At 66.9% G+C, this 22,786-nt stretch carries 25 protein-coding genes; 23 read left to right on the top strand and 2 right to left on the bottom strand.

From position 1 onward, the window contains the following. Position 1: 1 nt before the first annotated feature. The 20 genes from pqqC (at position 2) to PJB24_RS10685 (ending at position 17,734) form a co-directional block, all read left to right on the top strand. Positions 2 to 697, top strand: a complete 696-nt coding sequence (gene pqqC / locus PJB24_RS10780) for a pyrroloquinoline-quinone synthase PqqC (protein WP_273845717.1) — start codon at positions 2 to 4, stop codon at positions 695 to 697. A 4-nt stretch (positions 698 to 701) separates the two neighbouring features. Continuing rightward, positions 702 to 983, top strand: coding sequence for a pyrroloquinoline quinone biosynthesis peptide chaperone PqqD (gene pqqD, locus PJB24_RS10775; RefSeq protein WP_273845714.1), 282 nt, complete (start codon positions 702 to 704; stop codon positions 981 to 983). Beyond that, on the top strand, positions 976 to 2,064 hold the full coding sequence (pqqE, locus tag PJB24_RS10770) for a pyrroloquinoline quinone biosynthesis protein PqqE (protein ID WP_273845712.1): 1,089 nt from the start codon (positions 976 to 978) through the stop codon (positions 2,062 to 2,064). The genes pqqD and pqqE overlap by 8 nt, the downstream gene beginning before the upstream one ends. A 3-nt stretch (positions 2,065 to 2,067) precedes the next feature. Next, a complete protein-coding gene (locus PJB24_RS10765; RefSeq protein ID WP_273845710.1) occupies positions 2,068 to 2,655 on the top strand; it encodes a manganese efflux pump MntP in 588 nt (195 codons plus the stop codon). A 199-nt stretch (positions 2,656 to 2,854) separates the two neighbouring features. Further along, positions 2,855 to 4,498 (top strand): CTP synthase, encoded by a 1,644-nt coding sequence (locus PJB24_RS10760; protein ID WP_420541928.1) that lies wholly within the window; start codon positions 2,855 to 2,857, stop codon positions 4,496 to 4,498. Between the two features lie 14 nt (positions 4,499 to 4,512). Next, positions 4,513 to 5,079 (top strand): hypothetical protein, encoded by a 567-nt coding sequence (locus tag PJB24_RS10755; RefSeq protein WP_273845706.1) that lies wholly within the window; start codon positions 4,513 to 4,515, stop codon positions 5,077 to 5,079. Then, entirely contained in the window at positions 5,076 to 6,209 is a 1,134-nt protein-coding gene (gene ald / locus PJB24_RS10750) for an alanine dehydrogenase (RefSeq protein ID WP_273845704.1), read from the top strand. Before PJB24_RS10755 ends, ald begins: the two co-directional genes overlap by 4 nt. Next, a complete protein-coding gene (locus PJB24_RS10745) occupies positions 6,206 to 6,928 on the top strand; it encodes a segregation and condensation protein A (RefSeq protein WP_273845702.1) in 723 nt (240 codons plus the stop codon). The genes ald and PJB24_RS10745 overlap by 4 nt, the downstream gene beginning before the upstream one ends. Then, positions 6,928 to 7,506: an SMC-Scp complex subunit ScpB gene (scpB, locus tag PJB24_RS10740; RefSeq protein WP_273845865.1), complete on the top strand. Its 579-nt coding sequence runs from the start codon at positions 6,928 to 6,930 to the stop codon at positions 7,504 to 7,506. The genes PJB24_RS10745 and scpB overlap by 1 nt, the downstream gene beginning before the upstream one ends. Then, positions 7,506 to 8,210, top strand: a complete 705-nt coding sequence (locus tag PJB24_RS10735; RefSeq protein WP_273845700.1) for a pseudouridine synthase — start codon at positions 7,506 to 7,508, stop codon at positions 8,208 to 8,210. The genes scpB and PJB24_RS10735 overlap by 1 nt, the downstream gene beginning before the upstream one ends. Beyond that, positions 8,195 to 9,541 carry a 3-phosphoshikimate 1-carboxyvinyltransferase gene (gene aroA, locus PJB24_RS10730; protein WP_273845697.1) on the top strand — a complete coding sequence of 449 codons (1,347 nt, stop codon included), beginning with the start codon at positions 8,195 to 8,197 and terminating at the stop codon, positions 9,539 to 9,541. The genes PJB24_RS10735 and aroA overlap by 16 nt, the downstream gene beginning before the upstream one ends. A gap of 34 nt (positions 9,542 to 9,575) precedes the next feature. Continuing rightward, complete coding sequence (cmk, locus tag PJB24_RS10725) at positions 9,576 to 10,250, top strand: (d)CMP kinase (protein WP_273845695.1); 675 nt, start codon at positions 9,576 to 9,578, stop codon at positions 10,248 to 10,250. 19 nt (positions 10,251 to 10,269) lie between these two features. Then, positions 10,270 to 10,881, top strand: a complete 612-nt coding sequence (locus PJB24_RS10720; RefSeq protein WP_273845694.1) for a lysophospholipid acyltransferase family protein — start codon at positions 10,270 to 10,272, stop codon at positions 10,879 to 10,881. Beyond that, on the top strand, positions 10,878 to 12,173 hold the full coding sequence (gene der, locus PJB24_RS10715) for a ribosome biogenesis GTPase Der (protein ID WP_273845691.1): 1,296 nt from the start codon (positions 10,878 to 10,880) through the stop codon (positions 12,171 to 12,173). The genes PJB24_RS10720 and der overlap by 4 nt, the downstream gene beginning before the upstream one ends. A 112-nt stretch (positions 12,174 to 12,285) precedes the next feature. Continuing rightward, positions 12,286 to 14,787, top strand: coding sequence for a sugar phosphate nucleotidyltransferase (locus PJB24_RS10710; protein WP_273845690.1), 2,502 nt, complete (start codon positions 12,286 to 12,288; stop codon positions 14,785 to 14,787). A gap of 83 nt (positions 14,788 to 14,870) precedes the next feature. Continuing rightward, positions 14,871 to 15,116, top strand: coding sequence for an RsiG family protein (locus tag PJB24_RS10705; RefSeq protein ID WP_273845688.1), 246 nt, complete (start codon positions 14,871 to 14,873; stop codon positions 15,114 to 15,116). Continuing rightward, positions 15,113 to 15,571, top strand: coding sequence for an FHA domain-containing protein (locus tag PJB24_RS10700; protein ID WP_273845686.1), 459 nt, complete (start codon positions 15,113 to 15,115; stop codon positions 15,569 to 15,571). Before PJB24_RS10705 ends, PJB24_RS10700 begins: the two co-directional genes overlap by 4 nt. A gap of 15 nt (positions 15,572 to 15,586) precedes the next feature. Beyond that, entirely contained in the window at positions 15,587 to 16,261 is a 675-nt protein-coding gene (gene ftsR, locus PJB24_RS10695; RefSeq protein WP_273845685.1) for a transcriptional regulator FtsR, read from the top strand. Beyond that, complete coding sequence (locus PJB24_RS10690; RefSeq protein WP_273845682.1) at positions 16,258 to 16,797, top strand: adenine phosphoribosyltransferase; 540 nt, start codon at positions 16,258 to 16,260, stop codon at positions 16,795 to 16,797. The genes ftsR and PJB24_RS10690 overlap by 4 nt, the downstream gene beginning before the upstream one ends. Next, positions 16,787 to 17,734, top strand: coding sequence for a tyrosine-type recombinase/integrase (locus tag PJB24_RS10685; protein ID WP_273845679.1), 948 nt, complete (start codon positions 16,787 to 16,789; stop codon positions 17,732 to 17,734). Before PJB24_RS10690 ends, PJB24_RS10685 begins: the two co-directional genes overlap by 11 nt. Position 17,735: 1 nt before the next feature. Here PJB24_RS10685 and PJB24_RS10680 read toward each other — a convergent pair whose 3' ends face one another. Further along, positions 17,736 to 18,191, bottom strand: coding sequence for a hypothetical protein (locus PJB24_RS10680; RefSeq protein WP_273845677.1), 456 nt, complete (start codon positions 18,189 to 18,191; stop codon positions 17,736 to 17,738). 221 nt (positions 18,192 to 18,412) lie between these two features. On the opposite strand from PJB24_RS10680, the gene PJB24_RS10675 reads away from it, so the two are divergent. The 3 genes from PJB24_RS10675 to PJB24_RS10665 are packed head-to-tail and all read left to right on the top strand — an operon-like array spanning position 18,413 to position 21,923. Further along, positions 18,413 to 19,279, top strand: coding sequence for a polyprenyl synthetase family protein (locus tag PJB24_RS10675; protein WP_273845675.1), 867 nt, complete (start codon positions 18,413 to 18,415; stop codon positions 19,277 to 19,279). Beyond that, positions 19,276 to 20,955 carry a prenyltransferase/squalene oxidase repeat-containing protein gene (locus tag PJB24_RS10670; RefSeq protein WP_273845673.1) on the top strand — a complete coding sequence of 560 codons (1,680 nt, stop codon included), beginning with the start codon at positions 19,276 to 19,278 and terminating at the stop codon, positions 20,953 to 20,955. Before PJB24_RS10675 ends, PJB24_RS10670 begins: the two co-directional genes overlap by 4 nt. After that, complete coding sequence (locus PJB24_RS10665; protein WP_273845670.1) at positions 20,952 to 21,923, top strand: UbiA family prenyltransferase; 972 nt, start codon at positions 20,952 to 20,954, stop codon at positions 21,921 to 21,923. The genes PJB24_RS10670 and PJB24_RS10665 overlap by 4 nt, the downstream gene beginning before the upstream one ends. 17 nt (positions 21,924 to 21,940) lie before the next feature. Here the strand turns inward: PJB24_RS10665 and PJB24_RS10660 are convergent, their stop codons facing one another. Then, positions 21,941 to 22,777 (bottom strand): sugar phosphate isomerase/epimerase family protein, encoded by an 837-nt coding sequence (locus PJB24_RS10660; RefSeq protein WP_273845668.1) that lies wholly within the window; start codon positions 22,775 to 22,777, stop codon positions 21,941 to 21,943. Between the last annotated feature and the right edge of the window lie 9 nt (positions 22,778 to 22,786).

Below are 22,786 nucleotides of genomic sequence, written 5' to 3'. Positions count from 1 at the left end.
GATGGAAGCATCGGAGAAGGGTGGCTTCGTCGAAGCTCTGCGCGCGCAGTCGGAACGCTACCACAGCCGGCACCCCTTCCACGTGGCGATGAACCAGGGGAAGCTGGGGCGAAGTCAGATCCGGGGCTGGGTGGCGAACCGTTTCTACTATCAGAAGAACATCCCGCGCAAGGACGCGGCCATCCTCTCCAACTGTCCCGACATCGGGGTGCGCAGGCGTTGGATCCGTCGCGTCCTCGACCACGATGGAACGTCCGAAGGGGAGGGAGGGATCGAGGCCTGGCTGCGCCTGGGTGAAGCTGTGGGGCTTGGGCGGGAGGAGGTGTGGGACGAGCGGCACGTCGTTCCCGGCGTGCGCTTCGCCGTCGACGCCTACGTGAACTTCGCCCGCACCCGACCGTGGACCGAGGCGGTCGCCTCCTCGCTCACCGAGCTGTTCGCACCGGATCTGATGGCCGAACGCCTGGAGGCTTTCGAGCGGTTCTACACCTGGATCGACCCCGGGGGACTCGCGTACTTTCGATCCCGCCTCTCGCAGGCCCCACGTGACTCCGAGCACGCGCTGGAGGTGGTCCTGGAGTACTGCAAGACACCGGAGCAACAGCAGCGGGCGGTGGATGCGCTCGCTTTCAAGAACGATGTTCTCTGGAGTATGCTCGACGCGATCGAAAAGGCGTATCCAGCCGAGGATGGATAGACCCGTGGACGTGCAGGTTCTGAGCACCAGCAGGCCCCGCCTCGCCCGACAGGCACGCACGCAGTGGGACCCCGTGCGGGAAAAGAGGGTGTTGCTCTCGCCAGAGGGGGTTCTGATCCTGAACGAGACCGGTGCCCGGATCATCGAGTTGTGTGATGGAGAGCGGACGGTCGGGGAGATAGTCGAGAGGCTGCGCGAGCGGTACGAGCGCGTGGTCGAGGAGGAGGTGTGTGACTTCATCGCCCGGCTCGCCGCCCGGCGGTTGGTGGAGGTGAAAGATGGATGAGAGACCCTTCGGGATGCTGGCGGAGCTCACCTACGCCTGCCCGCTGCACTGTCCCTACTGCTCGAACCCGCTCAACCTTTCGGACTACCGTGAAGAGCTGACAGCAGACGAATGGAAGCGGGTGCTCGGTGAGGCGCGCTCCTTTGGGGTACTCCAGCTCCACCTTTCGGGTGGCGAGCCGCTTCAGAGACGCGATCTCGTCGAGATCGTCGCCTGCGCCCGCGAACTCGGCTTCTATACCAACCTCATCACGAGCTCCATAGGCCTGTCGAGAAGGAGGGCCTGCGAGTTGCGGGAGGCCGGCCTCGACCACGTCCAGATCAGCATCCAGGCCGACGAGCCCTCTCTCTCCGACCGCATAGCCGGGACGCCGTCTTACGAGAAGAAAGTCGCCGCGGCGCGCATGGTCAAGGAGATGGGCTGGCCGCTGACGCTGAACGTCGTACTCCACCGGCACAACATCGACAGGATCGGAAGCATCCTGGATCTGGCCGAAGATCTCGGGGCGGATCAGGTGGAGCTTGCCAACACCCAGTACTACGGATGGGCCTGGCTCAACCGCGCGTCGCTCCTGCCCAGCAGGGCACAGCTCGATCGGGCCGAGGAGGTGGTACGCGCCGCGCGCGAGCGGCTTTCCGGGAAGATGGAGATCGTCTACGTCATCCCCGACTATTACAGTGAGTATCCCAAGCCCTGTATGGGTGGCTGGGGGCGGAGGCAGATGACGGTTACCCCGAACGGTGACGTGCTGCCGTGCCCTGCGGCGCACATTCTGCCCCTCCCCAGGGCCAGCGTGCGCGAGAGATCGCTGGAGTGGATCTGGGAGGAGTCGACCATCTTCAACCGCTTCCGGGGAACCTCTTGGATGCCTGAGCCCTGCCGCAGCTGCCCCCGTCGCGAGATCGATTTCGGCGGCTGCCGTTGCCAAGCCTTCCTGCTCACCGGCGACGCAGCGCGCACCGACCCCGTCTGCCACCTCTCGCCCGACCACGGCCTCGTGGAGGAGGCCGTGCAGGCCACCGGCAGAGAGCCGGAGCCCGACGGGTTCGTCCCCCGCGCCTACGAGGGCCACAGGGTGTAGGGCATGGTCGGGTTCTCCCTGATCCTCTTACAGGCCGGCTCTCCCGGTGCCCCGCAGGCTCTCTTCTCCCTCTTCGTCCTCGGCTTTTTCCTGAGCCTGGACAACTTCCGGCTCTCCATAGCGCTCGGGGCCTTCCGACTCGGGTGGCGCCGGGCGCTCAGAACGGCGGTGGTCTTCGGGTTCTGGGACGGGCTCTCCCCGCTGGTCGGCCTCTTCATCGGGAGTTACTTCGGGGGGGAGATGGGTTCTGCGGCCGAGGAGGTCGGTCCGATCGTGCTGGTGGTTTACGGGCTGTACCTCGTCGTACGCAGCCTGCAGACCGAGGCACCCGAAGACCTCGATGACCGCATGGCCCTCTTCGGCATCCCTCTCTCTCTGAGCCTCGACAACCTGCTCGCAGGGACCGGACTCGGCATGCTCGGTTTCCCCGCTGCGCTCACCGCCGGCATCTTCGGCGCCATCACGGCCCTGATGTCCCTCGTGGGACTCCAGTTCGGCGGGGCCCTCTCGCGCTTCGTGCCGCTGCGCCCGGATCTGCTGAGCGGCCTCGGGCTGCTCGTCACTGGGGCCCTGCTGGCCTTCGGGTACTGAGCGGCTACGGAGAGCCTTTGATTTTTCACCCTCCCGGCTTATCATGAACGGCGATGCAAAGGCGGCGATCTCTACGGCCCTTTCTCTGTGGTCACCCCGCGTTCCCCGCGAGAGGTGGTAGTCCCGGTCGCCCGGGAGGATGGGGGTTGGTCTCCGGCGGCCGTGGGAGCCGGTTGGAAACAGCTGTTGTGAGGTGATGATGGAGGACTTCGATACCAAGTACATCTTCGTGACCGGCGGGGTGGTCTCCTCCATAGGTAAGGGGACCAGCGCTGCCTCCCTGGGGATGCTCCTCAAGAGCCGGGGTTACAGGGTGGCGCTGCAGAAGTTCGACCCCTACATAAACGTCGACCCGGGTACCATGAACCCCTACCAGCACGGGGAGGTCTTCGTCACCGAGGACGGGGCCGAGACCGACCTGGACCTGGGACACTACGAGCGCTTCCTGGACGAGAACCTGGGCCGGCTCTCCAACGTCACCACCGGCAGCGTCTACTGGGAGGTCATCCAGCGCGAGCGGCGGGGCGACTACCTGGGGGCGACCGTGCAGGTGATCCCGCACATAACCAACGAGATAAAAAGCAGGATCGGACGCCTCGGCGAGGACAGGGACATCGTCATCACCGAGATCGGCGGCACGGTGGGAGACATCGAGAGCCTGCCGTTCCTGGAGGCGATAAGGCAGTTCCGCAACGACGTGGGCCGGAAGAACGTCCTCTACGTCCACGTCTCCTACGTCCCCTACATCGAGGCCGCCGGGGAGCTGAAGACCAAGCCGACCCAGCACTCCGTGCAGCGGTTGCGCGAGATAGGCATCTCCCCGGACATCATCATCTGCCGCGCCGACCGCCCGATAAGCGAGGAGATAAGGCGCAAGATCGCCCTCTTCGGTGATGCGGACTTCGAGTCGGTGATCCCGGCGCTCAACGCCCCCTCGCTCTACGCGATCCCGCTCGATCTGCACGACGAGGGGCTCGACGAGCTGGTCCTGGAGAAGCTTGGCCTGCCTGCCCCGCGCGCCAACCTGGCCCGCTGGCGCGATCTGGTGGAGAGGATGACCTCCCTCGAAGAGAGCGTGAGGATAGCGATAGTCGGCAAATACACCCGGCTGCAGGACGCCTACATCTCCATCGTCGAGGCGCTCGGGCACGCGGGCGTGGCCTGCGGGCTCAAGCCCGATCTGGACTGGATAGACGCGGAGAGGATAACAGACCAGCGGGCGGCCGGAGAGCTGCTGGGCGGGGCGGACGGCGTCCTCGTCGTCCCCGGCTTCGGCAGCCGCGGGGTGGAGGGCAAGATCGAGGCCGTCCGTTACGCCCGCGAAAGCGGCAAACCCTTCCTCGGGCTGTGTCTGGGGATGCAGGTCGCGGTCATCGAGTTCGCCCGCAACGTCGCCGGGCTCAAAGGGGCAGATTCGACCGAGTTCGACGAAGACACTCCACACCCGGTCATAGACATCATGGCCGACCAGATAGGCGTCGACAAGGGTGGGACCATGCGTCTCGGCCACTACCCCTGCCGGATAGTCCCCGGCACGCTCGCCGAGTCGCTCTACGGCAGTGGCACCATCGGAGAACGACACCGCCACCGCTACGAAGTGAACAACGCCTACCGGAGCGCGTTGGAGGAAGCCGGGATGATCTTCTCCGGGCTCTCCCCGGACGGCAGGCTGGTCGAGCTGGCAGAGATCCCCGATCACCCTTTCTTCATAGGGAGCCAGTTCCACCCGGAGTTCAAGAGCCGCCCGCTGCGCCCGCACCCGCTGTTTCTGGGCTTCGTCAGGGCCTGCGGCAGGCTGCGCCACCTCTCGCCGGAGGTGGCGAGGAGTGGGGAGGGAGGCTGACGCTGAGGGGTAGGGTGCTGCTGCTGCCGGAGGAGCCGCCGGGCACCGTGGTGAGCCGCACCCCGGGCGCGATGCTGTTGCGCGCTAACCTGCGCTGGCAGGAGAGGCCCCCGCGGGAGGATGGGCTCCTCTCCTCCTGGAGCCGTGGGGTGCCGGACCGTGGCAGCCTGCATGCGGTGTGCAGGATGACCTCCGATACGACCGGCTACATCGCCTGCGAGCTGCGCTCCTTCTACCGGAGAGATCTCTCCGGGATGCTCGATTCGGTGCTGCGCGGGGTGAGCTCGCTTGCGGCCGTCACCGGGGCGATGCTCGAGATGGCGGCGGAACGCCTCGCCGGGGCCAGAGTCTTCAGCCGGAGCCGGCGCCTGGAACTCTGCCGCTCGCTGGAGTCCCGCGGGCTCTCGCCCCGGGAAGCGCCGTCTCTCGCCCCCGTGGGTTCCGGCTCCGACCTGTGTCTGGGTACGGGATCGCTTCTGGATGAGCTGCGCCGGATGCTGCTGCAGGACGGTTGGGAGGTCGCCGGGGTGTGGAGCACCGGGGGTGTGCTCGCCAGGGGAAGCAGGGGGGTGGCGGTTTGAGGATCGGGATCGTGCGCGAACGCGCCCCCGGTGAGACGCGGGTCGCGCTCGATCCTCACGCCGTCTACGAGTTGACGCGCGTGGGCCATCTGGTGCTGGTCGAACGCGGGGCTGGCGCGGGGGCCGACATCCCGGACACCCGCTACCGGGAGGCCGGCGCCCGCATCCTGAAGGAGGCCGCTTCGGTCTACGAGGGAGCGGAGCTCATCGCCCGTGTCTCGGGGCCGCCGCCCGAGGAGTACGCCTACCTGAGGGAGGATCTCATCCTTCTGGCCTTCCTCTCCCTCCCGGTCAACCCGCAGCTCATGCGGGCTCTGCTCGACTCTCGCTGCATCGCTGTCGCCCTGGAGAGCATCCGCGACCGCCGGGGACGCCTGCCGGTGCTGACCCCGATGAGCGAGATCGCCGGTCGCCTCGTCCCTCAGATCGGGGCTCGCTACCTGCAGAAGAACGAGGGGGGCCGCGGGATCCTGCTCGGCGGCGCGACCGGCGTGCGGCCCGGCCGGGTAGTCATCCTTGGGTGCGGGATCGTGGGGTCCGTGGCCGCCAGAGTCTCGAGCGGCCTCGGGGCCCAGGTGACCGTGATGGACCGGGACCTCGATCGCCTGCGACGCCTGGAGGAGATGAGCCCCGAGGGGGTGACCACCCTGGCGGCGAACGCGATGAACGTCGAGGAGGCGGTGACGCGTGCGGACCTCCTCATCGGGGCTGTCTTCGTCTCCGGGACGAGGACCCCTCACCTGGTCGGCCGCCGGACGGTCGCCGCCATGCGCGACGGCAGCGTCATAGTCGACGTGGACGTCGACTACGGTGGTTGCGTGGAGACCTCCCGTCCGACCACCCTCGACGACCCGACCTTCGTTGAGGAGGGCGTGATCCACTACTGCGTGAAGAACGTACCCGCGACCGTGCCCGTGACGGCCACCCACGCCCTCTCCAACGCCCTGCTCCCTTATGTCCGCAGCATCGCGGGACTCGGGCTGGCCGACTCTCTCAACTCCGACCCGGGGCTCGGCGTGGGCGTGGCGCTCGCCGAGGGAAGCGTGGTGAGCCGTTCGCTGGCCAGAGCCTGCGGCATGGAATATCATTCTCTCTCCTCAGTTCTGCCCCTCCACCGGGAGGTGAGATGAATCCGGGATCTCCTCGCCCCCTTTCGGACTTCAGCGTCGAGATCGAGGTCTACTCCGGACCGTACGAGTGGCTCCTCGCCCTGATACTCCACCAGGAGATCGACGTCTTCGAGGTCCCGCTGCGCGACCTCGTGTCCCTCTACCTGAGGGAGCGTATCTCGGAGGGAGAGAGAGCCCTCGAGCGCGACGCCGAGTTCGCCGGTTCTGCAGCGGCCCTCGTCCTGCTCAAGAGCAACTCTCTCTTCCCTGCCCTAGAGGAGCCGGCGGGTGATGCCGGGGAGGAGGTTTCCGCGGAGGACCTGGCACAGAGGCTATCCACCTACCTCAGGGTGAAGCGGGGCGCTGAGTATCTCAGGGGGCGTTTCGAGCGTGGTTGGGGATACCACCCGACGGGACACGCGCTCGAACCCCGGAGGGGAATGCTGCGGATTGACCGCAGGAGGCTTGAGGTGTCCGCGCGGCGCGTGTTCTCGAGGCTGGAGGAGCCCTCGCTGGCGCACATCGACCGGATAACGCTGAGCCTGCGGGATCTTGTGTCCCTGATCCGGGACGCTCTGCTCAAAGGTGGAGGGCCACTCTCCTACGAGGAGCTCGTGCGGGACATGGACCGCGTCGGCCGGGCACTGGCGTTCGCGGCCGCGGTCTCGCTCGCTTCCGAGGGCGAGGTGCGCCTGTTGCAGGAGGAGCCTTTCGGACCCCTGAGGGTAATGCCGGCGTGATGGAGAGCCCGGACCCCGCGGTGCTCGTAGAGGCCGTGCTGCTGGTGAGTGGGAGGCCGATCGGCGAGCGGGCCCTTCTCTCGGCCACCGGGCTTGACCGGGATGAGCTGGAGCAGGCGCTCTCCCGTCTCGCCGGCAAGTACGACGTGCAGAATTCCGGCATTGTCCTGCGGCAGGTGGCCGGAGGGTGGCAACTCGCGACGAACCCCCGCTGCGCGGGAGCGGTCGAACGCTTCCGCGGTGAGGCCCGTCCCGCGCCGCTCTCGGGCGCCGCCTACGAGGTGCTCTCCTGTGTGCTCTACCTGGGGCCGATGACGCGTGGCGCCATCTCCTCCGTGCGGGGTGTGAACTCCGACGCCGTGGTGCGTCACCTCATCGAACGCAACCTCCTCGCCGAGGTGGGCACCGACGGGGAGAGCCCGGGGGCGCCGGCACTGCTGGACGTCACCGAGGATTTCCTCATCGCGACCTCCGCCGAAGGGCGCGGGGACTTCACACCCCTCGAGGAGCTGGTGAGCGAGGAGGAGCTCGCGCGGGTGCGCGAGCGGCTGACAGACCGGGCTCCGGGGAAGGAATGATGCGTTTGCAGGCTTACCTCGCCCGCAGCGGCGCCGCGCCCTCCCGGCGTAAGGCGGAGGCCCTCATCAGGGAGGGGCGCGTGCAGGTCAACGGAAGCGTGGCCCCTCTGGGGATGAAGATCTCCCCTGGAGACACCGTGCTCCTCGACGGAAGACCCGTCCACCTGCCGGAGACCAGGGCCTACCTGGCGCTCAACAAACCGGCGGGTTACATCACCACCCTCTCCGACGAGCGGGGCAGGCCGACGGTCGCGGAGCTCGTCCCCTCCATTCCCGGTCTCGTCCCCGTGGGGCGGCTCGACGCGGATACGACCGGCCTGATCGTCATGACCAACGACGGCAGGCTTGCTCACCGCGTAGCCCACCCCTCCTACGAGATCGAAAAAGAGTATCGCCTCACCCTGCAGAACCCGGTTCCCAAAGATGCGCTGCATGCTCTCGCCGCAGGGCCCGATCTCGAGGACGGTCCGATGGCCCCGCCCGTGATCTCCCGCCTGCACCGCGGGCGGCACCGCACCGTCCTCCACCTCACCATCCATGAAGGCCGTAAACGCATAATACGCAGGGCCTGCCAGGCCGTGGGACTTCACCTCGTCCACCTGGAGCGTGTGAGGGTGGGGCCGGTGCGGCTCGGAGATCTCGCGCCGGGAGAGTACCGCCGACTGACCGGAGAGGAGGTGGAGGAGCTGTGGCGAGGGAGATAAAGGGCGTCCCCGGACGGGACTTCGGCGTCGAGGACGTGCGCGGAAATTTCCCGGACGAGCTGGAGATCGTACCACTGAAGAAGCCACCGGACGCGGAGGTTGGGGTGCCCGGCTCCAAGTCCATAACCAACCGGGCGCTCATCCTGGCCGCCCTGGCTGCTGGCCGCTCAACGATCTCGAACCCCCTCTTCTCGGATGACACATTCTGGCTGATGCAAGCCCTCGTGCAACTGGGGTTCGAAGTCTTCGCCGACGTGCCGGGTCGGAGGGTGGAGGTGGTCGGGCTGGGCGGGAGGATCCCGGCGGGAAAGGCGGATATCTTCGTGGGCAACGCCGGGACGGTGGCCCGTTTCCTTCCACCCTTCCTGGCCCTGGGACGGGGCGTTTACCGGCTTGATGGAACCCCAAGGATGCGCGAGCGCCCCGTCTCCGATCTCGTTGACGCCCTGCGCGCCCTCGGGGTGCGCGTCGACTACGAGGAGGACGAAGGCCGTTTCCCGATAGTCGTCCATGGCGGTGGCATCCCCGGAGGCTCCGTCACCGTCCCCGGCGATAAGAGCAGCCAGTTCCTGAGCGGCCTCCTCCTCGCCGCGCCTTACACCAGGGAGGGCCTCTCGCTGAAGGTGGGCGGACAGCTCGTCTCGAAACCCTACGTGGAGATCACGGCGCGCATGATGCGCTCCTTCGGTGGCACCCTCGAGTCGTTCGAAGGCGGATACCGCGTGTCCCCCGGTGCCTACCGGGCGCGTCACTACGCCGTTGAACCCGACGCCTCGGCCGCCTCCTACTTCTTCGCCGTCGCCGCGGCGACCGGTGGGCGCATCCGGGTCGCTGGTCTGCCTCCCAATGCCATCCAGGGTGACCTCCGGTTCGTTCACCTCCTCAAACGTATGGGATGCCAGGTCGCCTTCGACGCCGGCGTGGTCGAAGTCCGGGGCCCCGAACGTCTGCGTGGTATCGACGCCGATATGGGAGATATCTCAGATACCATGATGACCCTCGCCGCTATCGCCCCCTTCGCCGATCGCCCCACCACCATGACCGGCCTCGGGCATACCCGCCACCAGGAGACCGACCGCCTCTCCGCCGTCGCCCGCGAACTCTCCCGACTCGGCGTCCGGGTCGAAGAGAGAGTGAATTCTTTACGCATAATACCCGGAAAGGACAGGAGGTTGCGTAGGGGGCTGGTCCGAACCTACGACGACCACCGGATGGCGATGTCGTTTGCGGTGGCTGGACTGGTGGCGGAGGGTATCCGGATAGAGAATCCCGGGTGCGTCACGAAGACGCTGCCCGGGTACTTCGGGTTGCTGGAGGGGCTACGCGGTTAGGGTGGGGTACATCGGCTATACTTCCGGTTCGTATATGGGTGGAATTCTGATAGCTATAGACGGGCCGGCCGGGAGTGGCAAGAGCTCGGTGGCCCGGGAGGTGGCACGCAGGCTTGGGGTGGTGGACATAAGCACCGGTGCTGTCTACCGTGCCGTGGCGCTGGTAGCTCTCGAGGAGGGTGTGGATCACGCCGACGAAGAGGGGCTGGTTCGGATAGCCAGGAAGATGGAGCTGGCGCCCGGCGGGGTGAGATACGACGGCAGGTGGATCTCCGGAGAAGAGCTGCACGCGCCCGAGGTCTCCGGGGTGGCGTCCCGGGTATCTGTGCACTCCGGAGTGAGGGAGGTCCTGCTGCCCGTGCAGCGCAGGGCGGCGGAGGAGGCCCGGCGGGCGGGTGGGGCTGTGGTGGAAGGGAGGGACATAGGCACGGTGGTTCTCCCCGAGGCCGACCTGAAAGTATTCCTCTCTGCCTCTACGGAGGAGAGGGCCCGGCGGAGGGCGTTGCAGAGCGGCATGGAGTCCGAGCTCGACGAAGTGCGCCGGGCCATAATGCTGCGGGATCGTCGGGATACGGAGCGGGAGAGCGCCCCGCTCAGGCCCGCCCCGGACGCGGTGGTGCTGGACACCACGGACATGGGCTTCGAGGAGGTAGTCGAGAAGATAACGGCCCTAGCCCGCCGGCGCAGCGGCTCCTCCGCGGGGGGGTGAGGGGATGCCCAGGGTCGAGATGTCGGGCAGGTACCGCCTGCTCCGGAGGGTGGTGGTCGCGGCTGCCCGGCTGGCCGTGGGGTTCGAGTGCGAGTGGGAGGAGCGGACGCCGGAGAGCGGGCCGCTCATCGTCGCTGCGAACCACACCAGGTACCTGGATCCTCTCTTCGTCTGCATGGCCGTTCCCCGGCGCATACAGTGGATGGCCAAGAAGGAGATCTTCGTCTTCCCCTTCCGTAGGTTCTTCCGGTTCGTGGGCGCTTTCCCCGTGGACCGGCAGGGTGGCGGGCACAACGCGCTGCGTGCCGGTCTCAGGCTGCTCGGGGAGGGGTGGGCGCTGGGTATCTTCCCCGAAGGCACCCACCGCACCGAGGGCGTCTCGCGCGAAGCCAAGAGCGGGGCCATCATGCTCGCGGCACGCAGCGGGGCGAAGATCCTGCCGGTGTATCTGGGGCCGGTGCCCGGTCCGATCGCGCGGCTGCGGGGCGCGAGGTTTCGCACCTACGTCGGAGAGCCGATCAGCGTACCGCGGGATCTCAAGGGGCGCGAGGCCTACCGGAAGGCCGCAGATGAGTTGTTGCGTGAGATCTACCGGCTCCCCGAGGCGGGAAAGAAGGGGGAGTGGCGTTGAGCAGCCACCTTCCGGTCGTGGCCGTGGTCGGGGCTCCCAACGTGGGCAAGAGCACCCTGGTGAACCGCATCCTCGGGCGCAGGCAGGCGGTGGTGGCAGAAGAGCCCGGCACCACGCGCGACCGCACCTACGCGAGAGCCGAGTGGGCCGGCAGGGAGTTCGTGCTCGTCGACACCGGAGGAATGGAACCCTACGGGGCGGATGGTCTGCAGGCGCTCGTGACGCTGCAGAGCAGGATCGCGGCCGAAGAGGCCGATGTGGTCATACACCTGACCGACTCGCGCACCGGGGTGACGGAGGCCGATGCGGTGATCGCGAGGGAGCTGCGCCGGATGGGATCTACGGTCGTGCTCGCCGTAAACAAGCTCGACGACCCGCAGAACGACGCCGATCGCTACGGGTTCTACTCTCTGGGGGAGGGGGAGCCGCATCCGATCTCCGCGCTGCACGGCATAGGGGTGGGGGACCTGCTCGATGTCGTGGTCGGGCTGTTCCCCGAGGCTGTCGGCGAAGAGGAGGCCGAACATCCGCGTCTCGCGATCGTGGGCCGTCCCAACGTCGGGAAGAGTACGCTGCTGAACAGCCTGCTCGGCTCCGAGCGGGCCGTCGTCTCCGAGGTGCCCGGTACGACGACCGACGTCGTGGCGGGGACGCTGGAGGTCGACGGGCAGACCTTCTCGGTGCTGGACACCGCGGGGGTGGCCCGGAACGCGCGCAGGGCAAGAGGCGTGCAGTACTACTCCGCGCTGCGCAGCGCCGAGGCGATCCGCAGATCGGAGGTTTCGCTCCTGCTCGTGGATGCGGTCGAGGGGCTCGTCTCCGGGGACCTGCAGATCGCGCGCCAGATACAGGAGGCTGGCAGGGCCTTCGGCGTGCTAGTCAACAAGCGGGACCTCGTCCCGCAGGAGAGGATAAAAGAGATCGAACGAACGCTCGAGGTACGCATGACCGACCTCAAGCCGCCGGTGAGGGCGCTCTCCGCGCTCGAAGGCAGCGGGCTCGAGGGGGTGTACGAGCTCGCCCTCGGGTTGCACCGGGCTTACGGTCTCAGGGTGCCGACCCACGAGGTCGCGGAGTTCGTCCGGGAGCTCACCGCGAAGAACCCGCCGCCGCGGAGGGTGAAGGTGCGCTTCGCCCTGCAGACCGGCGAGCGGCCGCCGGAGTTCACCCTTTTCGCCACCAGGCCGAAGGACATTCCCGACAGCTACGTCCGCTATCTCAAGAACGCCTTCAGGGAACGCTACGGGCTCTGGGGGGTGGGCTTCAGGCTCAGGCTGCGCTCCAGCAGATGAGTTTTAAGGTGGCCCCACGGGGCGGGTGAGGTTAAAGTTAAGATGAAGGAGTCGCCGCAAAGACCCGGGAGAACAGTACCGGGGAGGCTTACAAGGGGGTGTTGAGCAGAAGGTGAAGGCCGTGATAATGGCCGGCGGGCAGGGAACCCGTCTGCGGCCGCTGACGAGCAACCAGCCCAAACCCATGATCCCGATAGCCAACGTGCCGTGCATGGAGCACATCGTCAACCTGCTCAAGCGGCACGGTTTCACGGACATCGTGGTCACGCTGCAGTTCATGCCGGACGAGATAAGGGACTACTTCGGCGACGGATCGCGGTGGGGGGTCGACATCTCCTACTCGGTCGAGGACGTGCCGGCCGGGACGGCCGGTTCGGTGAAGATGGCCGAGCGCAAGCTTGACCTCAGGGGGGAGCGTTTCCTGGTCATAAGCGGGGACGCCCTCACCGACGCCGACCTCAGCGCGCTCGTCTCCTTCCACGAAGAGAAGGGCTCGGAGGCGACGATGGTCCTCAAGAGCGTCGAGAACCCGCTCGACTTCGGGATCGTGATAACCGAGGAGGACGGGCGCATCTCGCGCTTTCTGGAGAAGCCGGCCTGGGGGCAGGTTTTCTCGGATACGGTCAACACCGGCATCTACCTGCTCGAGGCCTCGGTGATGGACGAGATCCCGGACCCGGAGAAGGAGGGGGAGTACGACTTCTCCAAGGAGCTCTTCCCGAAGATGCTCGAGGAGGGAAGAAAGCTCTACGGCTACGTCACCGACGATTACTGGGAGGACATCGGCACCCTCGAGCAGTACGCCTCCGCCCAGCGCGACGTCCTCGACGGGAAGGTGAAGGGCGTCAGGCCGCCGGGCACCAGGCTCAAGGGCAACGTGTACATCGGCAGCAGGGCGCAGGTCGACGAGGAGCAGCTCGAAGGCCCGGTCGTCATCGGCGAGAACGCCCGCGTCGACGAGGGCGCCAGGATCAGCCCCTACTCGGTGATCGGGGACAACGTCGTCATCTCCTCCGGCGCGGTGATAGAGCGTTCGATCATCGCCGAAGGAACCTACGTCGGCGAGGGGGCCGAGCTGAAGGACACTCTGGTCGGGCGCTCGTCGTACATCCAGGCCCGGGCGCGCATCCTGGAGCGCAGCGCGCTCGGCGACGACGTCATCGTCGGGGAGGGGGCCACCATCGCCCCGGAGGTCAAGATCTACCCGCACAAGACCGTCGAGAGCGGGGCGAACGTCACCCACAGCCTCATCTACGAGACGATGGGGTTGCGCACGATCTTCAAGGGCGGGATCGTCTCGGGCAAGTTCAACGTGGACCTCACCCCCGAGTTCGTCGTCAGGCTCGCCTCTTCCTTCGGTACGACCCTCGACCCCGGGGCTGTGGTGACCCTGGGGCGGGACGCCTCTCTCGCCGCCCAGGCCTGCAAGCGGGCGATGACCGCGGCGCTGCTCGCCACCGGGGTCAACGTGCGCGATCTGCGGGCGGCGCATGCCGGGGTGGTGCGCCACGACGTCCTGGCGGGCAAATCCTCGGCGGGGGCGCACGTACGCTCGGGGGAAGACCCGGACGACGTGGAGATCCTGTTCTTCTCCTCGGACGGTACCCCGATGGGCGAGTCCGAGCAGCGCGGCATCGAGAAGGTCTTCGTGCGCGAGGAGTACCGCCGGGCCTTCGACGGGGACATAGGGGAGCTGATCTACCCCGGCCGCGCCGTCGAGCAGTACGTCGAGCGCCTGGAGCGGGCCACCGACCGTGGCAGGACCTCCGGCTCCACGATCGTAGTGGATTTCTCCGGCGGGGTCGCCGGCCTCGTCTCCAACCGGGTCTTCTCCCGACTGGGCGTGAACGCGGTCGTGATCTCCGGGTTCGTCAACGCGAACGTCGTGGGGAGTGTGGCCCGTCCGAACCTCGAGGAGAGCCTGGAGCGGGTGGGGAACATGGTCCCCACGGTCGGGGCGGCCTTCGGATGCGTCGTCGAGCCCTCCGGAGAGGCCGTCTGGTTCGTCGACGATCAGGGGGAGCCCGTACCCCCCGACGTGATGCTCGCCTGCCTCATCGTGGCTCTGGAGCCGAACCTAGTCGTGCTGCCGGTCAACCTGAGCAGCGAGTACACCCGCCTGGTCGAGGAGTCCGGTGGGAGGGTCATCCTCAGCCGCACGGGGCTCGGCAACGTCGCGCTCACCGCGGCCGAGCACCACGCGGACCTCGCCGGAACCGAGGATGGACATTACATCTTCCCCTCCTTCCTGCCGGCCTCCGACTGCTTCATGACCCTCTCCCGGGCGCTCGAGGCTTTCCGGGAGAGGCCGCTCTCCTCGGTGCGCCAGAGGTTCGGGGAGAGCTTCGGGCGGGTGGTGCGCGAGCGGCTCGAGTGCCCCTGGTCCGCGAAGGGCCGTGTGATGAGGGGTCTCGCCGAGCGCTTCGGGGGGGACCCCGACGCCATCCTCACCGACGGGGTGCGATTGAGCCTCGACGGCGGGTGGGTGCTCATGCTCCCCGACCCGGACAACCCGCTCTTCTACGTCTACGCGGAGGTCGAGGACGGCGGGAGGCCCCAGCATCTGATGCAGGAGTACGTGGAGCTCGTGCGGAACCTCATCCAGAGTGAGTGATGGTGGCCTAAGACTGTACTTCAGGTTCATGTCGGACTATACTGCACGTCGTATGGAGAGTCGAGGGTGCGAGGAGAGGTCCAGTGGAAGAAGAGTTTGATGAGAACCTCCCCGATCTGACCGCCGCTCCGTCCGACGAGCTCAGGGGTTTGCTCGAGGAGCTGGTCGTGGAGGAGCGGAGGATCAGCTACCGGCGCAGGATCATCCAGGGCAGGATAGACACGATACGGTCGGAGCTGGTCCGCAGGGGTGCGTCCTCCCTCGCGCCGGAGGATCTCGCCGATGCCATACTGCGGCGGGTCGATTTCCGGGAGGAAGACAGCTTTTGAGCAGGTGTCCCAACTGTGGAGCGGATGTCTCGCCGCAGATGAAGTTCTGTGGCGAGTGCGGGGTGCCGCTGACCGAGGGCTACGCGACGGTCTCCTACTCTCCCAGCTTCGCCGACTATGAGGACGAGATCTCCCGCCCGGTCCCCGGGGGAGGAAGCGAGGCCCTGCTCATAGAGCTCGACCAGGTGGAGGGGACCGCCGGGCGCCGGATGCACGACATCCGCGGGGAGCGGGTGACGGTGGGGCGCAGCCCGAGCAGCGATATCTTCCTCGATGACGTCACGGTCTCCCGGCGCCACGCCGAGATACGGCGCAACGATCACGGTTTCTCGATAAAAGATGTCGGATCGCTCAATGGGACCTACGTCAACCGGGTGCGGGTGGATGAAGTCGACCTGCGCAACGGGGATGAGATACAGGTGGGCAAGTACCGCTTCAAGTTCGTCTCGTCGTAGGCCGATGGGGGGAAGATGACAGCGCAGGGCGACGGAAGCAGAGAGAAGTACACCATCGGTGAGGTGGTTGAGCAGCTGAGGCCCGAGTTCCCGACGCTCTCGGTGAGCAAGATACGATACCTGGAGCGCCGGAGGCTGCTCTCGCTCTCACGCACCCGCGGTGGCTACAGGCTCTTCTCCCGCAGAGACGTGGAGCTCTTGCGCTACATCCTGAAGCTGCAGGACGAAGAGTACCTGCCGCTCAAGGTCATCAAGGAACGCATAGACAGGGGAGAGCCCTTCTACTCCTCACAGGACTCGCCGGACGGTCTCTCCCGGCTCGCCGAAGACCGCACCTACACCCGGGAGGAGCTCGCGGAGACCGTGGAGGTGGAGCCGCCTTTCGTCGACGAACTGGCCAGTCTGGGCGTCATCGGCAGAAACGGCGACCTCAAGCAGCGCGACGTGGAGATCGTGCGCATGGCCCGCGAGATGGCCAAATACGGCATCCAGCCCCGCCACCTGCGCGGCATCATGGCCGCCGTCGAGCGGGAGGCCGCCATGTTCAAGCAGATCCTCAACCCCGATCTTCGCAGCGGCGACGAGGCCCGTATCGCCGAGGCCATGCACAAGGCGCGGCACCTCGCCGGGGTTGACTCGCGCCTGAAGGAGCTCATGATGGCGAGTATCATAGAGTCGTTCGCGCCTTGAGTACGCTTACGTTGCGGGAGCTGGAGCGCAGGATAAGGACGGTCCCCGACTTCCCGCGCCCCGGCATCTCCTTCAAGGATATAACCCCCCTGATCGAGGACGGAGAGGCCCTGCACGCCGCCGTGGACGCGCTTGCGGAGGCCACAGAACCCTACGAATATGACAGGATCCTCTCCGCGGAGGCCCGGGGCTTCGTCTTCGGCACCGCCCTCTCCTACCGCGCGAGGAAGGGCCTGATACTTGCCCGCAAGCCGAACAAGCTCCCTCGCCGGACCATCTCGGCCTCCTACGATCTTGAGTACGGTACCGACTCGCTCGAGGCCCACGCCGACTCCATACCCCCGGGGACCCGCGTCCTCGTCGCCGACGACCTCCTCGCCACCGGCGGCACAGCCCGCGCCATGTGCGAGCTGGTCGAAAACGCAGGCGGGATCGTCGCCGCCTGCGCCTTCCTAATCGAACTTCGCTTCCTCGAGGGCCGCAGCCGCCTCGCTCCATACCCCGTGGTCTCGCTGATCTCCTACGATGAACCCTGAAAGCAGCCTCCCCGCCCGGCACACATCCCCCCCGCCCGAACGCCAGCGGCTCGTCGACCTCTTCCTCGATACCCTCTCCAGCCCTCAGACGAAAAAAACTTATAATACAGAGATCCGGCTCTTCCTCGAGTTCGTCGAAGGGGAGCTCGGCCTGGCTTCCGTCGCCGAGCTGAGTGCGGAGGACGTCTCCCTCTACAGGAGGCGGCTGCTCGAGGTGTACCCGGCGGTGACGGCGGCGAAGAAGCTCACGGTGGTGCGCAGGTTTCTGACGTTCGCGTACATGGCCGGGATGACGAGGCTGAACCCCGAGACCGTCAAGTTCTTCGCCAAGAGCCCCCGGGTGGTTCACGACCCGTCCTACAACGTGCTCACCCAGAGCGAACTCTCGCGCATGCTCCAGGCCGCCCGCCGGTGCAACCTGCGCGACTACGTGATGCTTGCGGTGATGGCCTCCTGCGGGCTCAGGGAAGCTGAGGTCGTGGGGCTGAAGATAGGGGACTTCCGGGAGGTGGTCGACGGCCAGGTCTTCGTGCGGGTCGAAGGTAAGGGGGGTAAGGTGCGCAACGTGCCCGCCTCCCCGGAGCTGTGGGCGCTCGTGCAGCGCTACGTGCTCTCGAGCGGAAGGAGCTTCGTCTCGCAGTCGGATGCCAGAAAGCCGCTCTTCCCCTCGAGAAAAGGCAGGGACAAGCCGCTCACGACCCGCGCGGTGCGCTACATGGTGAAGAAGTACGCGAGGGAGGCCGGGATCACGAAGGCCATCTCTCCGCATTCGATACGTCATACGGTGGGGACGAACATGGCGATGAACGAGGCTCCGCTGCTCGTCATACAGCAGTTTCTCGGGCACTCGGACCCGAAGACGACCCTGCGTTACATAAGGCGTGCCGAGGAACTCACCGCGAGGGCGTACAGGTACAACACCCTACCACCGCTGTAGGTTACCTCCTGTAGCAGCCGTCGCTCCTGTGCAGCGGGTACTCCACCGGGCACCTGCCGTCGGACATCAGTGGAACGGGGCCGAACCTGGGGCCGCCGGAGCTTATCCTGGTCCCCGTCGTGCCGTACTGGCCGGTCGACGGATTCGAGTACTGGGATGCTGCAGCGCCGGAGCTCGCGGGGCTCGAAGGGGAGGAGTTCTGAGGGATGGTCCGGGAGGGGGAAGACGGGTTCGTGGTCGCTCCAGAGGAGAAGGTGCTCCCGGATGACGTGGTACCCGCGGGGGTGGTGGAACCGGTGTCGCCCGAGGCGCCCGTGGTCTGGGCGATGGCGGCCTGGATGAACCCTAGGGTTTGAGAGCCACCCTCGAAGTAGGCAAGGGCGACCCGGGCTGTAAAAGCGCAGGCGACGATGAGGGCTGCCACCGCAAGCTTGGTCAGAAGGCTGGAGTTGAGCATCTGTGCATCCCCCTCGCGAGAACGTCTGACAAAAGCCTGGAGCAGATTATACCCTCTGGGCGGGAGCGCTTGAAGGGTTCCCCCGGCTTTACGGACACTTTACAGAGAGCTCACGGTATGTTTAAAAATCCGCGTTATGCTGAGGATAAGAAAAGATTTATGAACTGGATGCACCCTGACGGCAGAGGGGGCTTTTGTTGGCATCTTCGGCGGAACGGTTTTTGAGAGCGGGAGGAGCCTGGGTCTACGAGGAGAGCGGAGGCTCCGGTGCGGTCCTTTCACACGAAGCGTTACTCGAGGAATACCTCCAGGGAATAAGGTTTTCATCCGAACGGAGGCTCGGCGACCTCGTCAGGGCGATGAGGCTGCCGCTGCTCGCGGACGGGGAGGGTCGGGTGTACGGTCTTGCGTGCATGGAGGCCGCGTGCGACCTGGGGCTCGAGGCAAAGGAGGTGCTGCCGGCGGCCGGCGCGGTGGAGTTCGCGCACATCATCTCGATGATCCACGACGCGCTACCGGCTCTTGGGAGGGTGGTACCTGAGCTCGAGTCGTACCTGGAGGATGTGGATCAGGCGACGGCCATCCTCGCCGGGGACGGGTTCTGGGGAGAGGCCCTCGGGCTCCTCACCAGAGAACAGCGGGGAGCGCCGGAGCGGGTGCTGAGGGCGGTGCAGGAGCTTGCCCTCGCGACCGGCACCGGGGGTATGGTCGGCGGCCAGTCGGTCGGGCTCAGAGGGGTGGCGGAGCGTCCCGAGGATGTCTACCGACTGAAGTGGGGGGCTCTCTTCCGGGCGTCGGCCAGGATGGGAGCGGCGCTGGCCGGGGGGACGGAGAGGGAGCTGGACGCCCTCGGAAGGTGCGCCTGGTACGCAGGGGTCTGCCAGAGGATCTCGCTCGAGCTCGACGGTCTAATCCCGACCGAAGAGAGGGTGTTCACCGGGATGCTGGGCAGAGATGGGGCACTGGAGCTCTCCGGGGAGGCCCGGAGGTCCGCCCTCGCGGCGCTGGAGGATTCGGGCATCGAGGCGCGGGGGATGAGGGGGTTCCTGGAGTACGTGGTCGGGGTGCCGAGGAGGAAGGAGGGATGATGGAGGAAGCAAAGATCGAACCCCACTCGCTCGTCGAGGCCCAGCAGCGGGCCTTCGATTTCCTCGAGTCACACCGCAGACCGGATGGCTCTTGGGTGGGCGAGATGTCCTCCTCGGCCCTCGCCACCGCCATCTCCTGCCTCGCCCTGAGCCTGCATCCGGACGCCGCCCCGGAGGGGGCCGTCGAACGCGGGCTCGGGTGGCTCGCCGCCGACCAGAACCCGGACGGGGGCTGGGGGGATGGCGTCGTGGATCCCTCCAACATGAACGCGACGAGCCTCACGGCCGCAGTGCTCTCGATGTGTGCGCCGGGTGAGTACGAGGAGGAGATACGCGCCGCGCGGGAGTGGGTGGATCGGCACGGGGGTTTCGAAGCCATAAACGACCCGTCCAGGGTCACCCTGAGCGGTCCCTGCCGCTCGCTCTGGGCGCTCTGCGGGTTCGTTCGCTGGGAGGAGATAAGGAAGCTCCCGACGGAGATGATCCTGCTGCCCCGCCGCATCCGGCGCACGGTCTCCACCACCTTCCCCGCCTTCCTGAGCCTCTCGATGATGCACGAGCACTTCCGGCCCGCGCCGGGGTTCTGGCAGCCGGTGAAGAGCAGGGCGAGGAGGGAGGCGCTCGGCTGGCTGAGGAAGGCGCAGGGGCCCAACGGTTCCTACGAGGAGTCGGCCTTCCTGACCTCGCTCATCGTGGTCGCGCTCACCCAGGCCGAGGTGGGGGCGACGGACATCTTGGGCCGGGCGCTGCCCTTCATCCGCGAGAGCCAGAGGGAGGACGGCTCCTGGCCGATAGACCGGGACCTCGAGAACTTCGACTCGGCCCAGGCCGTCTTCGCCTACCACGCGGCCGGACGCCCGGTCCCGCGCGCGGGTGAGCTCAGGCGGTGGTTTCTCGCGGGCCAGTTCAGGAAACCTTTCTTCGCGACCTCTTCGCCGCCCGGCGGATGGGCCTGGGCGCTCCCTGCGGGGTGGCCGGATTCCGACGACACCGCCTACGCGCTGAAGGCCCTGAGGCTCCTGGGCGTGTCTCCGGACCACGAGGCGATCAGGCTCGGGCTGAGCTGGTGCTACGCCATGCAGAACAGAGACGGCTCGTGGCCCACGTTCGTGCGCAACTCCAGGATGCCCTTCGACCACGACGACCCCTACATAACCTCCCAGATCCTCTCGGCCTTCTCGATGATGGGAAAAGAGGTCAGGGAGGGCCGGCGCGCCAGGCGGGCGCTCCGCTACCTGAGGGAGAAACAGCACGAGGACGGGAGCTTCGATTCGCTGTGGTTCAGGGCCTACACCCGCGGCACGGCGAACGTGCTGGAGGCGCTGGTGGACCTGGGGCTCGCCCGGGACGAGATGGCGCAGAAGGCCGCGCGCTGGCTCGCGACGCACCAGAACGACGACGGTGGCTGGTCCGACGGTCATGGTGAGGCCCCCTCGACGGCGGAGGAGACGTCGTGGGCGGTGGGTGCTCTGCTCCGCTACGATCCGGTGCGCCACCGGCGCGAGATAGAGCGCGGGGTGAGGTGGCTGATCGACCGCCAGCGTCCCGACGGCGGATGGGACCCGGCCGTGATCGGTCTCTACTACGCCTCGCTCTCCTACTCCAACTCCTTCTACGCGCTCACCTACCCCCTGATCGCGCTCTCCCGCTACCGCAGGAGGGTACTCGAGGGATGAACCTCCGCACCAAGCTGCTTGCGCACCTGGAGATGATGCGTCCCTACACGATGTTCCACGCCGGGATGCTCGGTTTCGCCTCGGCGCTCTTCCTCTCCGGCGGGGGGGCGCCCTGGTGGCGCGTCACCCTCTGCTTCATCGTGCCCACCCTCGGCTGGATCGCCGGGCTTTACGCCGGCGACTACTACGACCGCGACCTCGACGCCATCGCCAAGCCCCACCGGCCTGTCCCTTCCGGCCGGGTCTCGCCGCGCGAGGCGTTCTCTTTCATGGTCTTCTACATCCTGCTCGGCTACGCCCTGGCGCTGGTGTTGAGCCCCGTCTCCTTCGCCATAGCCGTCGTGACCACCGTCTCCGGGATAGCCTACTCCAAGACATTCAAGAAGATGGCCATCCTGGGCAACTTCGACCGGGGGCTCCTCGCCGCGCTCACCATACTCTTCTCCGGGGCGGCGGTGGATGCCCTCTCCGGGGGTGGATGGGCGGTCGCGGCCCTCCTCGGTCTCTTCTTCTTCCACGACTCCTCCTCCAACCTCGTCGGCGCGATAAGGGACCTCGAGGGTGACAGGCGGGCCGGATACCGGACGGTGCCGGTCGTCTACGGTGTCGCGGGCTCCGTCTGGATCTCCGCGGCGCTCGCGCTGGTGTGGGTGGTCATCGCCCTCCTGCTCTTCTCCTACTACCACCACAGCAGCGTGGCCCTGGGGCTCTTCGCCGTCTCGTTCTGCATCGCCTGCGCCGTCTTCGTCCTGCTCCTGCTCAACCGCCACCACCTCACGCGTCCCCAGGCGCTCGCGGCGCACAAGGCGATGGTCATCGAGCGCGTGATCCTCAGCGGCGCCATCGCCGCCGTCCATGGACCGGCCCCGATCGTCATCGGGGTGCTCGTGTTCGTCATCGCCGCGACCGAACTCTCTCAGATAGCGCTTCGCAACCGCTACGAGTTCGGGGCTAAGAAGGGGGAATGAGAGAGGAGGGCGGCGGCTCAGCTCCGTCCGACCACGGACTCACGCCAGATCTTTTCGAGGGCCTTCCTGCTCTCGATCACCACTTCTTCCAGATCCCCCTCCCACAGCGCCCCGGGCACGTTGCGGGAGAAGATCTCGAGCGTGTACGGGCCGTCAAAGCCGGAGCGGTTTATCGCCCGGAGCAGCGGGACGAACGGGATCTCGCCGCGGCCTATCACCTCGCGATCCTCGAAGGAGCGCGGCGTCCTCCAGTCGCTGACGTGCACGCAGAAGATGCGCTCCCCGGCGCGAAGGATCTCATCCTCCACCTCCGCATCCTGCCAGACGTTCCAGAGGTCCAGGCACAACCCGAAGTTCTCCCGCCCCACCACTTCTATCACCCGCATCGCCTGCCCTACCGTCCAGATGGCGCTCTCGACGTTCATCAGGAGGGGGCTGAGGGGCTCGAGAGCGACTCGGACCCCGTAGCCGGCGGCGAACTCCGCCAGCGACCGGTACTCCCGGATGGCCGTCTCGATCACCGCCTCGACGTTGCCTCCCGGCGCGGGGCCGGTGTTGCAGACGAAGGCGGCTCCGGGCGCGAAGGGGGCTACGAGCTCTACGGTGCTCTTGAACCTCTCGAGGCGCTCCCCGATCTCCTGCGGCTCCGGCTGCATGCGGCTCGGAAAGAGCGTGCGGACGGCGGGCTGGACCGAGCTCGGTCTCATGCCATACACCTCCAGCAGGCCGAGTTGCTCGATCTCCCTGCCCCTCTCCAGTTTCTCCTCGCACAGCTCGAGCTCCTCGACCCCGAGCGCGGCGTAGCGGTCCAGGTCTTCCTCGAAGCTCCAGGGCATCGTGGTGAACTGGCTCACCGCGAAACG

This window comes from Rubrobacter calidifluminis, assembly GCF_028617075.1.
Classification (GTDB): domain Bacteria; phylum Actinomycetota; class Rubrobacteria; order Rubrobacterales; family Rubrobacteraceae; genus Rubrobacter_E; species Rubrobacter_E calidifluminis.
This window is presented reverse-complemented; position numbering and strand designations above follow the sequence as displayed.